Source organism: Sorangiineae bacterium MSr12523, from assembly GCA_037157775.1.
In the GTDB taxonomy this organism is placed as follows: Bacteria; Myxococcota_A; Polyangia; order Polyangiales; family Polyangiaceae; genus Pendulispora; species Pendulispora brunnea.
Genome location: CP089982.1, coordinates 4,423,019 through 4,438,018, shown reverse-complemented (window position 1 = coordinate 4,438,018; position 15,000 = coordinate 4,423,019). Strand labels below are relative to the sequence as shown.

The 15,000-nt window shown below is 62.7% G+C and carries 12 protein-coding genes; 8 read left to right on the top strand and 4 right to left on the bottom strand.

What is annotated here, in order from left to right; translation table 11 throughout:
• Positions 1-17: 17 nt before the first annotated feature.
• The 3 genes from LZC95_17475 to LZC95_17465 are packed head-to-tail and all read right to left on the bottom strand — an operon-like array spanning position 18 to position 3,276.
• The gene (locus LZC95_17475) at positions 18-1,577 is read right to left on the bottom strand and encodes a DHA2 family efflux MFS transporter permease subunit (protein ID WXA98610.1); all 1,560 of its coding nucleotides are present in this window, start codon (positions 1,575-1,577) and stop codon (positions 18-20) included.
• Positions 1,574-2,815 (bottom strand): HlyD family secretion protein, encoded by a 1,242-nt coding sequence (locus LZC95_17470; GenBank protein WXA98609.1) that lies wholly within the window; start codon positions 2,813-2,815, stop codon positions 1,574-1,576. Before LZC95_17470 ends, LZC95_17475 begins: the two co-directional genes overlap by 4 nt.
• Complete coding sequence (locus tag LZC95_17465) at positions 2,812-3,276, bottom strand: PaaI family thioesterase (protein ID WXA98608.1); 465 nt, start codon at positions 3,274-3,276, stop codon at positions 2,812-2,814. Before LZC95_17465 ends, LZC95_17470 begins: the two co-directional genes overlap by 4 nt.
• An 80-nt stretch (positions 3,277-3,356) precedes the next feature.
• Here LZC95_17465 and polX point away from each other — a divergent pair, with 80 nt between their 5' ends.
• Positions 3,357-5,117: a DNA polymerase/3'-5' exonuclease PolX gene (gene polX / locus LZC95_17460; GenBank protein WXA98607.1), complete on the top strand. Its 1,761-nt coding sequence runs from the start codon at positions 3,357-3,359 to the stop codon at positions 5,115-5,117.
• 342 nt (positions 5,118-5,459) lie between these two features.
• Here the strand turns inward: polX and LZC95_17455 are convergent, their stop codons facing one another.
• Positions 5,460-6,848 (bottom strand): ATP-binding protein, encoded by a 1,389-nt coding sequence (locus LZC95_17455; GenBank protein WXA98606.1) that lies wholly within the window; start codon positions 6,846-6,848, stop codon positions 5,460-5,462.
• Positions 6,849-7,110: 262 nt separating this feature from the next.
• Here LZC95_17455 and LZC95_17450 point away from each other — a divergent pair, with 262 nt between their 5' ends.
• The 7 genes from LZC95_17450 to LZC95_17420 all read left to right on the top strand — a co-directional run bounded on the left by LZC95_17450 (position 7,111) and on the right by LZC95_17420 (position 14,945).
• Positions 7,111-7,854 carry an energy transducer TonB gene (locus LZC95_17450; GenBank protein WXA98605.1) on the top strand — a complete coding sequence of 248 codons (744 nt, stop codon included), beginning with the start codon at positions 7,111-7,113 and terminating at the stop codon, positions 7,852-7,854.
• Between the two features lie 10 nt (positions 7,855-7,864).
• Positions 7,865-8,587, top strand: coding sequence for a MotA/TolQ/ExbB proton channel family protein (locus tag LZC95_17445; GenBank protein WXA98604.1), 723 nt, complete (start codon positions 7,865-7,867; stop codon positions 8,585-8,587).
• Positions 8,588-8,590: 3 nt separating this feature from the next.
• Positions 8,591-9,040 carry a biopolymer transporter ExbD gene (locus LZC95_17440; protein ID WXA98603.1) on the top strand — a complete coding sequence of 150 codons (450 nt, stop codon included), beginning with the start codon at positions 8,591-8,593 and terminating at the stop codon, positions 9,038-9,040.
• A gap of 3 nt (positions 9,041-9,043) precedes the next feature.
• The gene (locus LZC95_17435; GenBank protein ID WXA98602.1) at positions 9,044-9,484 is read left to right on the top strand and encodes a biopolymer transporter ExbD; all 441 of its coding nucleotides are present in this window, start codon (positions 9,044-9,046) and stop codon (positions 9,482-9,484) included.
• Complete coding sequence (locus tag LZC95_17430) at positions 9,484-12,468, top strand: TonB-dependent receptor (GenBank protein ID WXA98601.1); 2,985 nt, start codon at positions 9,484-9,486, stop codon at positions 12,466-12,468. Before LZC95_17435 ends, LZC95_17430 begins: the two co-directional genes overlap by 1 nt.
• A gap of 84 nt (positions 12,469-12,552) precedes the next feature.
• The gene (locus LZC95_17425) at positions 12,553-13,977 is read left to right on the top strand and encodes a hypothetical protein (protein ID WXA98600.1); all 1,425 of its coding nucleotides are present in this window, start codon (positions 12,553-12,555) and stop codon (positions 13,975-13,977) included.
• Between the two features lie 659 nt (positions 13,978-14,636).
• On the top strand, positions 14,637-14,945 hold the full coding sequence (locus tag LZC95_17420; protein WXA98599.1) for a hypothetical protein: 309 nt from the start codon (positions 14,637-14,639) through the stop codon (positions 14,943-14,945).
• The last annotated feature ends 55 nt before the right edge of the window (positions 14,946-15,000 follow it).

Sequence of the window (15,000 nt, the reverse complement as noted above, 5' to 3'; positions counted from 1 at the left end):
GATCTTCCTACGTATTTCTAATGTGCATCCTTCGTATCGACGGTGGCGCCCATTTTGGGCTTTCGCATCAAAAGAATGAGCCAGCTCGCGGCGAGGAAGGCAAAGGCCAGCATGAGGAAATTTCCATTGAAGGCGCGGAGCAAGGCTTGCTGATCGATGCGAAGCTTGAGAACCGCGAGGGCCGCCCCCTGGGGATCGGCCAGGCGGGCGCCGGGGCCGTGCTCCAGGAGGGAGGCTTGGTCGGCAACCAGAGAACTGTAGGCATCCACGTGGCTCGTCATGAAGGTGAAGGCGCGCTTGCTCTCGCGATCGAGCATGGTGCTCATCCACGCGGTACCAATCGATGCGCCGAGCTCGCGCGTTAGGTTGAACAAGGCTGTACCACCGGGGCGCTGTGCGACGGGCAGCGCTTGGACGGCGAGAAACGTGAGCGGCACGAAGCCGATGCCGGTCCCCACGGCGCGAATGAAAAGCGGTTTGACGATGGCCCCCACGTCCGCGTCCGCGGTGAGGTGGGCGTTCAGCCAGAGGCTCGTGAAGATGCCGGCATTGGCCAGCACCATGAGGATGCGCGGGTCGATTTTGGTGACGAGGCGGCCGGCCAAAGGGAAAATCAAGATTTGAATCCAGCTTCCCAGAAGGAACACACGCCCGATCTGCAGCGCGCGGTAATGCATGATGTTGCCGCAATACAGCGACAGCAACAGCGAGCCGCCGAAAACGGCCGTTCCCACGAGAAAGTTGAGCGTGGTGGCCGCCGTGTACCCCGCATTGGCGAATACGCGCAATTCCACCACGGGATGCGGCGTCTCCAGCTCGTGGCTGATGAATCCAATGAGCGAAATCGCCGCCACGATGGCCAGCACCAGGATGGTGGTGCTCTCGAACCAGCCGTCGCGGTTGCCTTCCTCGAGCACGTATTGCAGCGACACCATGCCCACGGTCAGAAGGGCGATGCCGAAGCGATCCACGGGGGCGCGATCGGGCACGAAGCTCGGCTGCTCGATGTGCTTCCACGCGGTGTACGCGGCGAAGAGGCCAAACGGGATATTGACGAAGAAGATCCAATGCCAACTTGCCAAGTCGACCAAATATCCGCCGATGCTCGGCCCGAGCAGCGGGCCGGTGATCGCACCAATGGCAAATAGCGCACCGGCCATACCGTGCTGCTTTTCCGGATAGCGCGAGAACAACACGCTCTGCGACGTGGGAATGATGGCACCGCCGCCCAGGCCCTGCAGAATGCGAAAGAACACCAGGGACAAGAGATTCCACGAAAGGCCGCACAAGGCGCTGGCCGCGGTGAAGACGAGAATGGAGGCGGTATAATAACGACGAAAACCGAAGCGCTTGAGGAGCCAGCCGGACATCGGAATGACGGTGATGTTGGCCATGGCGTAGGCCGTCGACACCCATGCGATGCGGTCCAGCGGCGTACCGAAGTTGGCGCGGATGTCGTTCAACGCCACGTTCACGATGGAGATATCGAGAAACGCCATCAATCCGGCGAACATCGTGCCCAGGGTGATGAGCGCCTTGTTCCCGCGCAGGAGCGTTCCCTCGTCGGCGGAGCTCACCGCGCCCTCGTTCGAACGGTGACATCGGCGCTCATGCCCGGACGGAGCTCCACGTCCAGCGGCCCATCGAAGCGCACGAGCACCGGGACGCGCTGCACGACCTTGACGAAGTTCCCCGTCGCGTTGTCCGGCGGAAGGAGCGCAAACCGCGCGCCGGTTCCGCCGGCGATGCTGTCGACACGGGCCTGGAAATCGCGACGGCCGTACGTATCGAGGCGCACGGTCACCGGCTGGCCAGGGCGCATCTCGGCGAGTTGGTCCTCCTTGAAGTTCGCCACGACCCACACGTCGTCCAGCGGCACGACGGCGAACAGAGGCCGCTCCGGGCTCACCATCTGCCCTTCTTCGACCGTGCGCCGCGACACCACACCACGGCGGGCAGCCCGCAACGTCGTGTACGACAAATTGAGCTCTGCCAGCTTGCGCGCGGACTCGGCCTGCTCCACCTTCGCCTCCGCGAGTGCCAGCGCCGCCCGGGCGGAGGCCACCTGCTCCATCGAGGTATCCGCCGCGGTGAGACGGCCTTTCGCAAGCACCACGCCGCCGTTCGAGCTGGCCAGCGAGGCCTCGGCGGCCAACTGCCGTGCGCGCGCCTGATCGAGCTGCGCGCTCGCATTGTCGAACTCCGTTTGCCGAGAATCGAGATCCAGCTGCGGAACGGCCTTTTGCTCCAGCAGGGCGCGCGATCGCTTCAAATTGAGCTCGGCCAGCGACTTGCGCGACGCCGCGGCCGCGTAATCGGCCTTGGCCTCGGCAATGGCGGCTTGCGCCGACGCCATCGAGGACGTGGCCGCGGTCATCCCGCCCTTGGCCTGCACGACGTTGGCCGGGGCCGTCTTCTCGATGAGGGCCAGCGACGCACGCGCACCCTCGGCCTGCGCGCGTGCAGCCACCACATCGGCGCGCGCCGCATCGACCTTGGCCTGGTAGTCCGCGGGATCGAGCTCGATGAGCACATCGCCCGCGTTCACCGTTTGATTGTCGCTCACCCGCACGTGCAACACTTGGCCCGGCACGCGTGCGGACACGTTCATCACGCGGCCTTCCACCTGCGCATCGTCCGTGTTCTCACGCCCCGCGGTCAGCGCATACCAGCTGCCCGCCCCCACCAGCGCCACGGTGCCCAACGCGGCAAGGAGCCTCGGGGTTCGCCGTTTGCGCGGCGGCGCGGTTTCCGCCAGTGCTTCCCTCACGGCTTCCGTGGACGGCACCTCGGTCGTCGACGTCGCAGCGCTCATCGGCCCTTGGCCTCCTCACCACGCAGCACCAGGCAGGTGCTCGAAAGCTTGCCCACGAGGCTCCCGCTTTCATCGGTGACGTCGGCCTCGAGCGCGCCCAGCTTCCGCGTGCGTTTGCTCACGCGACCGACCGCGGTGAGGCGCCCCGTCCAGACCGGTTTGAAGTACTTCGCCGAGAGCTCGATGGTGGTGAACGACTCGTCGTCCTCGAGGGTCGAGGACATCGCCAAGCCCATGGCGGCGTCGCCCAAGTCGCAAAGAATGCCGCCGTGCATCGTTCCTATGACGCTCGCGTGCTGAGCGCCCACGTCCAACTCGAAGACCGCACGCCCCACTTCGATTTGGACGGCGCGAAAGCCGAGGAGCTTCGCCGACGGCGGTGGCGAAACCTCACCGCGAACCAATTTTTCGATCCAACGAAGGTGCCCTTGGGTCTTCGGAATCCTTGCCGTTTCTTTCATAGTACGAACGTAATATGATGCCAATCATACGTGGGTCAAGGCCTCGAGCAGCACGCTTCGTTTTGGGCTACAAGGTGGGCATGTCCGATTCGAAGCAAGACGTCCTCGACATGCTTCACGAGCTCGCCGAGCTCACGATGATCGAGGAGGGCGATCCGCAGTCGTTCCGGGTACGCGCCTATGAGAGCGCGGCCAATGCCATCGAGGCGCAGGCCACCGATCTGGGAAAGCTCACCGCGAAGGACCTTCAGAAGATCGAGGGAATCGGCAAGAGCACCGCGGAAAAGATCCGCGAGCTGATCGATACCGGCAGGGTGGAGAAGCTGGAGGCCCTGCGGCAGAAGCACCCGCCGAGCGTGGTGGCGATGCTGCGCATCCAGGGGCTCGGGCCCAAGGCGGTGAAGCGGCTGCGCGCCGAACTCGGCGTGCAGTCCATCGACGATCTGCGGGAGGCATTGGCGGCGCAGAAGTTGCGCGGGCTCAAGGGCTTCGGGGCGAAGTCCGAGGAGAAGCTGGCAGCTTCGTTGGCGCGGCTCGAGCAGCAAGGGACGACGTCGCGCACGCCCATTTCGGTGGCGCTGCCGCTGGCCAACCGCGTGGTGGCGCGCATGCTCGAGTTGCCCGGGGTGACGCATGCGTCGTACTGCGGATCGCTGCGCCGCTTTTGCGAGACGGTGGGCGATGTGGACATCATGGTCGCGGGCGGAGATCCGGCGCGGGTCATGGAGGCCTTCGTGTCGATGAACCTCGTCGAGCGCGTGCTCGTCCAAGGCGACTCGAAGACGAGCGTGGTCACCAAGCGCGGAACGCAGGTGGATCTCCGGGTGGTCGCGCAGCACCAGCTGGGCGCCGCGCTCATGTACTTCACCGGCTCGAAGGGGCACAACATCAAGCTGCGCCAGCGCGCCCTCGCACGGGGCTGGACGCTCAACGAGTATGCGCTGTCGGAGCTCGACGGCGGCAAGGTCGTCGCCAGCGAAACCGAGGAACAGATCTATGCGGCGCTGGGCCTGCGCTTCATTCCGCCCATGCTGCGCGAGGATGCCGGCGAGATCGAGGCCGCGGAAACGGGCGCCTTGCCGCGACCCATGGGAAGGGTCATTGGCGATTTTCACGTGCACACGACGGTGTCGGGCGATGGCCGTTCGTCGATCGAGGACGTGGTGGCAGCCGCCAAGGCGCGCGGATACCGCGTGCTGGCGTTGACCGATCATGCCGAAGGGACGCTGTCCGGTGTGGGGCGCGAAGCCTTTTTGGAGCAGCGCGCGAAGATCCGCGCGATGCAGGCGGAGCTCGGCGATTCGCTGAAGCTGCTCCACGGCGTGGAGCTGAACATCGGGCCCAATGGCGAGCTGGATTACGATTTGGAGTTCCGGCGGGGTTTCGATTTCTGCCTGGCGTCGGTGCACGACCATTTCGAACTGGATCGCGCCGCGCAAACGAAGCGCATCGTGACGGCGATGCAGGATCCGACGGTGCGCATGATCGGGCACCTGTCGGCGCGCATGATCGGCGGGCGGCCGCCCATCGAGCTGGATCTGGATGCGATTCTGGAGACCGCGGAAAAGACGGGCACCGCGCTGGAGGTGAACGGTGCCCTGCCCCGCCTCGATATGTCCGTCGAGGCGCTGCGGCGGGCGCGCGGGCGGGACATCCAATTCGTGCTCACGAGCGATGCCCACCACGCGGACGAATTGGAGCGCGTGCGTTATGCGTCCTTGAATGCGGAGCGCGCGTGGGTCGATCCGGACCGGGTGGTGAACGCAGGCACGCCCGAGCGGCTCATCGCCTGGACCCAAGGCAAACGCGATGGCGGCGGATCGCCTCGTCCATCGACGTGAGGACGGTCAAATCAGCGTATGATTATGGGGCCGCTCGCCAGCGGCCTCGTTCTGCCCGCTCCCGCTCCCGAAATCATCGCCAATGCCGTTTGACCACGAGAAGCTCGATGTCCATCAGCTGGCGCTCGAATTCTTTGATCTCGCCGACGATGTTGTCGAGCATCTGCCTCGAGGTCGCGGACATCTTGCCGACCAACCCACTCGAGCGTCGCTCTCCATCGTGAACAACATTGCGGAAGGTGCTGGTCGCCCTCTGTAAGAACTTGCACGAAGAATTCGGGAGCGGGAGCGGGCAGAGAACTCCCGGACCTGTCGAAGTTCGACGGCTCCATGCCGGCGGCGTCAAGGGCTCGGTTTTTGGAGCATCTCTTTCAGGCCGAAGACCAAGGTACCGCTTTTCTTGAGCGCGGCCGTGCCGCCGGCGCGTCCCCAAAGGGCATAAACGGGTTCGCCGACCGGGCTTGGGACGGACGCAAGCTTCTGCTCGAGGCGCACGCGGTCGGCGATGTCGAGCGGGCGTTCCTGCCATCGGGCTTCACCGATTAGGGCAGTGCGGCTTCCCTGAAGGCCAAGCACGTCGACCTCACATTGCGGGCCCCTCACGGACCACCAGCGGCCGACGACCAGGTCTTCGGGGAGTTCGCCTTTCTCGACGAGCCGGCGCGCGTGGTGGCGGGCCAGGTCCTCGAAGACCGCGCCGAGATGCCTTTGCCAAATGGGCTCGACCCGCTGCAAGACGGCGCGACCTTGGCCCGAGGCGATTTCCGCGCGGTTTGCGTAGATGCAGGAGAACCAAAAGTCCAAATAAACGTCGTCGATGGCGTAATTCGGTTTCGCGCCCTTTGGAGACCCGACGGGAAGGACTTTGCGGACGAGCCCCGCGCGCACCAATTGCTCGAGCGGCATTTCGACGCGCTGGCCAGCGTCGGAGGCGATATCCGAATAGCGCGTGCGCCCGCGCCCGATGGCCGCGAGGATGCGCGCATAGCCGACGCTGGCGGAGGTCTGCTCGATGAGCATGGCCTCGGCGTCGAGGGTCAAAAGCCCCGCGGAGTCGTACGCGTGCGTGAGCAGGTTGTGCTCCACGCTTTTCGCAGCGTCCCAGGACCGAAGGTGCAATGGATAACCGCCGCATGCCGCATAGGCGCGGAGAAAGTCCGGTGGCGAGAGGCGCGGCAAAAAGGAACGCGCAGCGAGCGGCTCCAGCGGCTCGAGCCGGAGAGGGAGCGTGGGCCGGCCACGCAGTGGGCCGTCCGGGCCAATGAGATCTTCGACGACGCGAATGGCCGATCCGGTGAGGACCAGCATCAATTTGCTCTTCGAAGGCAGGTGATCCCAGACGACTTGCACGATGCTGGCGAATGCCGGAGTCGATGCGAGGAGATAGGGGACCTCGTCGAGGACGAGCATCAGCGGTTCGTCCTTGGCCAGCGCCGCAAAGTACTTGAGCGCGGCCTCCCAGGAGGCGAACGAGCCGCCGGTTCGATCGGCAACGTGATCGCCCAAGCTTTGGCGAAGCGCATCGTGGAGGCGCCCGAGCTCCACCGACTCGGACTGCTCCGTTGCGCCGAAAAACACGGCGCGCCGGCCTTGGACGAAATGGGAGAGAAGGAATGTCTTTCCCACGCGCCTCTTTCCCCAAACCAACGCGAACTGAGCGCGGCCACGCTGGGCAAGCTTCCACGCGGCGCGAAGTCGTTCGAGCTCTCGAGCGCGGCCGAGGAGGGACATCACTCCATTTTACATGAAGTACATGGCCCATGTACCTCGAAGAACATGCACTACAAGCTGCGTGTAGTACGCATGGCTTGTAGTTCGCAACAACAAGGCAGAGCTCGCTGTGCATTTCATGACGCTTCTGAACGTGATGTAAGGAATTGCGCTGTGACGCTGAGGTATGTTGGAGGTGCCGAAGTCTGTCACGAGACCGGTCGATAGTCGTCGCCCAGATGTCGCACGGACGTCACAAGCCGCCATTAAACAGGCGCAAGCGATGGGCTTCGAATCTTTCGGCCAACAGGATCACGATCCTGCACGCAAACGGCGTCTTGCCGTTGGAGCGGGCGCAGGGCTCGTGGTTTTGGGTGGCTTGCTTGCGGTCGGAATTGCATTCGGGGCCATAGCGCCTCTCCAACAAGAGGAAGAGGTGGACGTGAAACTCGTGGCCAAGGTGCCCGAGGCAAAGCCTCCACCGCCGCCACCTCCTCCCCCGCCCCGGCCCAAGTCACCGGCGCCGCTCGGGGCGAAGAAGGCCAGCCCGCTCACGCCGCCCACGGTGATTCCGCAGGAGAAGCCGCCGGAGACGGATTTGCAGAATGCCAAGAGCGAAATCCCGATTGGCGACGGCGATCCCAATGGAGATCCGAACGGCAAGGCCGGCGGGCGAGGCTCGGGTGGTGTCGCCGTTGCGCCAACGGCACCTCCTGCGCCCCCGGCGCCGCCTCCTCCGCCGATTCAGTTGCCCGAGCACGTGGACCCGCCGCAGGCGATCCACAAGCCGATGCCCGAATATCCCGAGGCGGCACGCAAGCAGGGTATCGAGACGGTCGTCATCATCAAGTTCGTCGTCACGGAAACGGGCGAGGTCGCCGAACCCACGATTCTACGAGGGCACCCGCTGCTCGACGAGGCGGTGCTGGCCACGGTGAAGACTTGGCGCTTTCAACCGGCCGTCATGGACGGTCATGCCATTCGCGTTTACCGCGTTGTGAAAATCCCCTTCAAACTCAGGACTTGAGGTTACTGCTATGATGTCGTTCAACCCGATTCATCTCTGGGCCAGCATGGGCCTCATGAGCAAAATCGTTACTTCGGTATTGCTCGTCATGGCACTTTGCACCGTCACCGTCGTGGTCGAACGATGGATTGCCCTTTTCCGCGGCACGCGCGCCTCGCAACGGTTTGCCTCGGCTGCGGGCTCTGCGCTCAATGCGCGTGAGTTCGAGACGCTGGTGACGCTGTCGGCGGATCACGAGCAGGCGCCCCTTTCGCGCCTCGTTGGTGCGACGGTGAAGCGTTACCTGCGTGCGCGTGCGGATGGCGTGGAGGCCGGTGACGATTTGACGCCGATCGAGCTGGCCAAGCGCGAAGGTGCGCGGCAAACCGAGGAGCTCGGGGCCGATTTGCGCCGTGGCATGGGCATGCTGGCCACGATTGGGTCGATTTCGCCCTTCGTGGGATTGCTCGGTACCGTCGTCGGTATCATCACCGCGTTTCAGGGAATCGCGGCGACGGGCTCGGGAGGCCTCGGGGCCGTTTCGGGCGGTATCGCGGAAGCGCTCGTCGAAACGGCGCTCGGTCTCATGGTGGCCATTCCGTCGGTTCTCATCTTCAACTTCCTGAGCAACACGATTACGCGCATGGAGGGTGCGCTCCAGCGCTCGCTCGGGGAGCTGATCGACGAGATGGAGACGCATCAGGGACGCGAAACGTCCGGGCGATTCGCACGGGAAGCGCAAGCCGCCGAGTAGCCCATGAGCAAGTACATGCCGCAGCCCGAGATCAACGTGACGCCGCTGGTGGACGTCGTTCTCGTGCTTCTCATCATCTTCATGGTCATCGCCCCCGCGCTCGAACACGGCGAGCGCGTGGAGCTCCCCGCCATCGTGCGGCCGGATCCGAAGTCCAAATTGAAACAAGAGCCGATCACCGTGAGCATCGCCGCGAGCGGTAAGATTTTCCTCGAGAAAGACATGGTCGATCGCGACACGCTGGGCGCGAAGCTCGACGAGCTGCACGAGAAAGACGCCGAGCGCCGGGTCGTGTTGAAGGGTGACTCGAGCCTGAATTATGGGGAGGCGCGCGCCGTCTTCGCCATGGTGGAGAAAACCGGTTTCGGCGGCTGTTCCCTCATGGTGAGCAAGAAGGGCAAAGAGGACGAGCCGGAAGAGGCGGAACTCGCCGCGGCGGAGAGCGGGAGGTAAGCCATGGCCATTACGCTCGAAGCCGACAAGCCGGGGGCAAAACGCACGGGGCCCGTACCCCCGGCGATCAACGTGACGCCGCTGGTCGACGTCGTCCTGGTGCTTCTCATCATTTTCATGGTGGTGACTCCCCTGCTGAACAAGGAGTTCAAAATCCACCTGCCCAAAAAAGAAGACAACAAGGAACAACCATCGCCCGAAAACGATACGCGCATCGTGCTGACGGTCAGCAAGGAAGGCACGATTCGCATCAATCGGGACGTGATTGACGACAATGAATTGGCGGAAAAGCTGCCCCGCATGCTCGCCGCCCGCAGCGACAAAGTCGTTTACTTCGATGCAGACGACGAAGCGCCTTACGCGCTCGTCGTGCAAACCCTCGATCGCACGCGCCGTGCCGGCGGAAAAGCGATCGCGATCCTTACGGAGAAAGTCGCGCAGTAATGCCGCTTACGTCTCGTTTCCCAGGAAACGTGTATTTGTTGTTCGCCACGGCCGTGTCGTCCGCGACGTATTTCGCGCCCGGTGTTGCGTTCGCGCAAGACGCGCCTGCACCGGACGCAGCTACGCAATCTGCGCCCGCGCCGCCGACGGCGCCGACTCCAGCCCCGGATCCCATTCCGGCCGATGCGACTGCGGAGGAAGCCGCCGAGGAGCTCAAAGAGGAAGATCCGTCGCGACCGCCGCCCAAGGGCAAGGGCGCCGTTTGGGGCGTCATCACCGATAGCGATACCAAGGACACGCTGATTGAAGCCCAGGTTTTCGTCCTGGGGAAAGACAAGCGCGTACTGACGGACGTCGACGGCCGCTACCGCATCGAGCTTCCACCGGGCGATTACGACTTTCGCGTGGTGTACGAACTGCACCAGACGCGCCGGCTGAAGAGGGTGCGCGTGGTTGCGGGAAAAACGCGCCGCATCGACGTGCCGATGGAGTCGGACAAAGAGGCTCACGAGGAATTGTCGCCCATCGAGGCCGACATCGAGCGCGCGAGCGCCGCAGCGCAGATTCAGATACGGCGGAATGCCGCGACGGCGTCCGATGGCGTCGGTGCGCAGGACATTGCCAAGACGCCCGACCGGAACGCGGCAGATGCATCGCGACGCGTCGTCGGTGTGACGCTGGTCGAGGGTCGCTATCTGTTCGTCCGCGGTTTGGGTGAGCGGTATTCGAATGCGCTTTTGAATGGTGCACCGCTGCCGAGCCCCGAGCCGGACCGGCAAGCCGTCCCACTCGATATCTTCCCAACGGCGGTTTTGTCCGACGTCACCGTTTCGAAGACATTCGTGCCCGACATGCCGGGCGACTTCGCGGGTGGATCCGTCAACATTCATACGCGCGATCTGCCGCCCAAGTTTCAGTTTCAAGCCAACGTGGGGCTCGGGTTCAATACGGAGACGACCTTCCAGCGACGCCTTTCTCACCAGGGCGGCAGCACGGACTGGCTCGGCATCGACGACGGCGGACGAAAGCTGCCGTCGGTGATTCCGAACGAGAACGTGCAGGCCTTCGTCCCGGGCGCTTCCGGCCGGAATCCGCGGCTCACCGAGTATGGGCGGGCGATGAACTCGCCCATGACGACGACGAACCCCATTTCGCTGCCCAACGGCACGATCAGCGCGTACGTCGGCAATTCGATCCGCTTCGGAAAGAAGAACGAGCAGGCGTTCGGCTATCAGTTTGCCGCCGGCTACTCGCGTCGTTTCGTCCGCAGAAACGACGAGATTCTGCGCAACTTCAATCCCGATCCGCAGAATCCGGGACAACTGATCCTTCAGAACGACTACAGGGCGAACACCGGCCTCGATTTGGTGGCGTGGAACGGGCTCTCGACGTTGACGTACGCGCCAAGCCTCGATCATCGATTTACCCTGACGGGACTCTACAGCCGCGGCTCGGAAAAAGAGGGGCGCGAGATTACGGGTCCCAACGCCGAACGAAATGGCGCGGTCGTCTACGATACCCGTCTTCGATTCGTGTCCCGCGATCTCGCATTCGGTCAGCTTCGCGGCGAACATCGGTTTCCCTCGACCATGGGCACGCAGATCGCATGGACGGGAACGGCTTCGCGCGCCAAGCTCGACGAACCCAACACCCGCGAGACCGTCTACTCCGACGATCCCACGCTGGGACGCAGCTGGCTCCAAGGAACGCTGAGCGGTTCGCATTTCTATGCCAAGCAGAGCGAGACCACGTACGGAGGCAGCGTCGATGTCACGCAACCGGTCACCCGGGAATTGAAGGCTACGAAGAATTTCAAGTTCGGTGGCCTGATAACCCGCAGACACCGCGAGTTCAATGCGCGAAGGTTTCGCTACACCGATACGGGACAGAACCCCGGCGCCATCCTCTTACCGCCGGATCAACTCTTCACCAACCCGAACATCGGCGATGCGCAAGACGGCACGAGCGCGCTCGAACTGACGGAGTACACGCGGAAGAACGACGCGTACAATGCCGATCACAACGTATACGCCGGCTACCTGATGGGCGACTTCTGGTTCGGCGAACGGCTGCGCGCCATCGTTGGAGCGCGCGTCGAATCGTCGACGCAAACCATCGACTCGTTCGACCCGCACGTGGGCGTCAGCACGGCAGTCCAGGCCAAATTGGCCAAGACCGACCTCCTTCCCTCCGCCAATCTGATCTTCAAGGTCACGGAAGCCTCCAATCTTCGGCTCTCGGCGTCTCGAACCGTTGCGCGGCCGCAACTTCGCGAGCTTGCGCCTTTTTCGTTCACGGATTACTTCGGCGCACGCGAAATCGAGGGAAATCCAAACCTCGATCGAACCCGTATCAACAATTACGACGTTCGCTTCGAGTGGTTCCCTGGGGAGGCGGACGTGCTCGCGGCCACGGCTTTCGCCAAGTCGTTCGACAAGCCCATCGAGCCCATCATCATTTCGCAGGGACGCGGGGTGTTGTCGTACCAGAACGCGCGCGGTGCGACGAATCTGGGCATCGAGCTGGAGGCGCGGAAGCAGTTGGGGTTCATCTCCAAAGCGCTGCAAGACTTCAGTGTTCTGTCGAATTTGACGTTGGTCCATTCCCGGGTCGAGCTCGACTCCGGTCCTGGACAGGTGCAAACGAGCAACGTTCGACCTTTGGCCCAACAATCGCCTTTCATCGTCAATTTCGCCATCGATTACAATCACGAAAGCTCGCGCACACGTATTCGTGTATTGTATAATATTTTCGGGGAGCGCATTGCCCAAGTCGGCCAGCTTGGATTGCCCGATATTTACGAACAACCCCGCAGCCAGCTCGATGCGTCCATCACGCAAGGGATTGGCAAATACGTCGACCTGAAACTGGCCGCCGACAACCTTCTCGACGCGCCCTATCGCTTCCTCCAAGCCGACAATATCGTTCAACGCTACAAGCTCGGAACGTCCGTCTGGCTCAGCGCCACCGTGAATATCCAATAGCCCCGCGTTCGCGAACAGTTCGCGGACGAGAAACCTTTCCGTCACATATTGGCCGCACGTTGCCGGCCCCAGGAGACCACCACGATGAAATCCCGGCTCTTTTCTCTTCTCCCGCGCTTTGCGAAGGTTTCGCGTTCCGCGGGATTCTTGACTCTGTCCCTCGCGTCCCTCGTTGCCATCGGCGTCGCGGGCGTCGGCTGCAGCAGCGATGACGATTCGCCTGGAGGCGGTGGTAACCCGCCGCCGAACAACAGCACGAGCAGCGAACTTCTCGGCCAAGTGACCGGCAACAAGACACTGACCAAGGACAAAACCTGGCTCATCAAAGGTACGGTGTTCGTGCGTTCGGGCGCCACCCTGACAATCGAAAAGGGAACCACGATTCAAGGTGAAAACTCCAGCAAGGGCGTGCTGGTCATTCAGCCGGGCGCGAAGATCGTCGCGGAAGGCACCGCCGATGAGCCCATCGTCTTCACCAGCCAGCTGCCCGAGGGCTCGCGCCGAGCCGGTGACTGGGGTGGCGTAATCATTCTTGGCAACGCGCCCGTCAACAAGGGAACGCACCGCGTGGACGGCCTATCCGAGGGCGGTACGTTCGGCGGGAACAATCCAACCGAATCGAGCGGCACGTTCCGCTACGTCCGCATCGAGTACAGCGGCATCGAGCTGAGCCCCGACAACGAGGTGAACGGCCTCACCTTGGCCGGCGTCGGCAGCGGCACCACCATCGACCATGTGCAGATTCGTCACACGAAGGATGATTGCTTCGAGTTCTTCGGTGGAACGGTCAATGCGAAATACCTCGCCTGCCAGTACAACGAGGACGACGGAATCGACTGGGACCTCGGCTGGCAAGGCAATCTGCAATTCTTCGTACTCCAGCAGAATCCGGCCACGGGCGAGGAAATGAACGGGTTCGAAGCGGACAACGACGAGGTCGGGTCGGCAAAAGAGCCCTTTTCGGAGCCGAAAATCTCCAACGTGACGCTGTGCGGCCAGAACAACAATGCGCCGAAGGCCCAATACGGAATGCTCCTTCGCAGGAACACGAAGGGCCACATCTACAACACCGTTGCCGTGGGCTTCGAGGCGGGCATCGACATTCGCGACAAAGCCACCGCAGCCAATTGGGGCAAGGGCCTCGATATCCGAAGCAGCATCTTCTTCGGCAGCACGGGCACCGGCCTCGCGAACGCCATCGCCTACCCCGAAACGGGGAGCACGGCGCCGGACAAGGACAACGACAAGCAGGACGACGGCACGCTGTTCGTCGAGCACGAGCTCTTGCTCAATTCGGATTACAAGAATTCGGACAAGAATCCGAACATTGCGGGATGCTTCGATGCCGTCAATCCGGTGTTCGGCCCCGCGACCTCTCTGACCGAGAACGCTTCGCCGCCCCCGAGCGACGCTTTCTTCGACGCGAGCGCAGCGTACATTGGCGCCTTCAAGGACGCGAATGACACGTGGGCCACCACCGGCAAGTGGGCCGTGTGGAAGGCGAACTGAGAAGCTTCTTTCTTCTCGGAGTCCCGTAAAAACGAGGGTCATGGCGCGCGCCGCCGTGGTCCTCGTTTCTCATTTCAGAGCGGGTGCGGCTCGTGCTCCGAAGAGGACGCCCATCGTTGGGAGCGATGCGGAGTTACTCGCGCGCGAGAGCGACGCCTTGGCCGGCCGCTTTCGGAGGCAGCGGAGGAATGCCCAATAATCCTTGACCCAAATCGGCACATCTTTCGCATCTTGCTTACTGTGACGTAACGACACCTTCTCCAACTCAGCTCGAACGATGACGAATGGAATGTTGTTGGCGAAACATGAATAAAAATAAAATCGAGCCCGAGCATGAGAATCGTTGCGCGCGGATGCCGAGCGAGGTAGGTCCTGCCCGCAACTGATTTTGGAGCTACCGCGATGTCGCGCGCTCGTATGCATGCCGTTGTTCAGTCGCAGAGTTGGCGAAAACGAAAACATACCGTCGCAGCGGATACATGAATCATTCACGCCGATCATCGCATTTGGTGTCTCGCGTGTGAATTAAGCGCGTCATTATCGAGCACCGCCAGAGCCGGTCGATAAGCAATCAGCGATCCCAAAATTCATATCATTGGCTGCCGTGCCTGCCGTGAATGGTCTCGGTGTGTGCGGCGGCACATCCAACGGAGGAGAGCATGCAACATACCAAGAAGCATATCAAGGCAACGATCATCGTGGCATGTGCATTGGTGGCGCTCAGCGTGGCCGCCCCCGGATTGGCCAGCAACGCCTCGGGTGGGGGTGGAGATCGCTTCTGCGAAGACTTGAGAGAAGCGTGCGAGGATGCGAATGGAACGGCCCTTCTGTGCGTCGAGACACCGACGCATCTCGCGGAATGCTCCGGTGCGACCGACGACGACTTCGAGCGGGCATGCAGGCATTACGACGCAAGCTGCCGCCTCGTCGAAGTCACGCAATTGGTCGTCGCGTGTGCGTGCCTATGATCGCGTGCGCACGCCTGTCGTGCGGCAAAGTCGATTGATCGAGTAGTGCAACGTT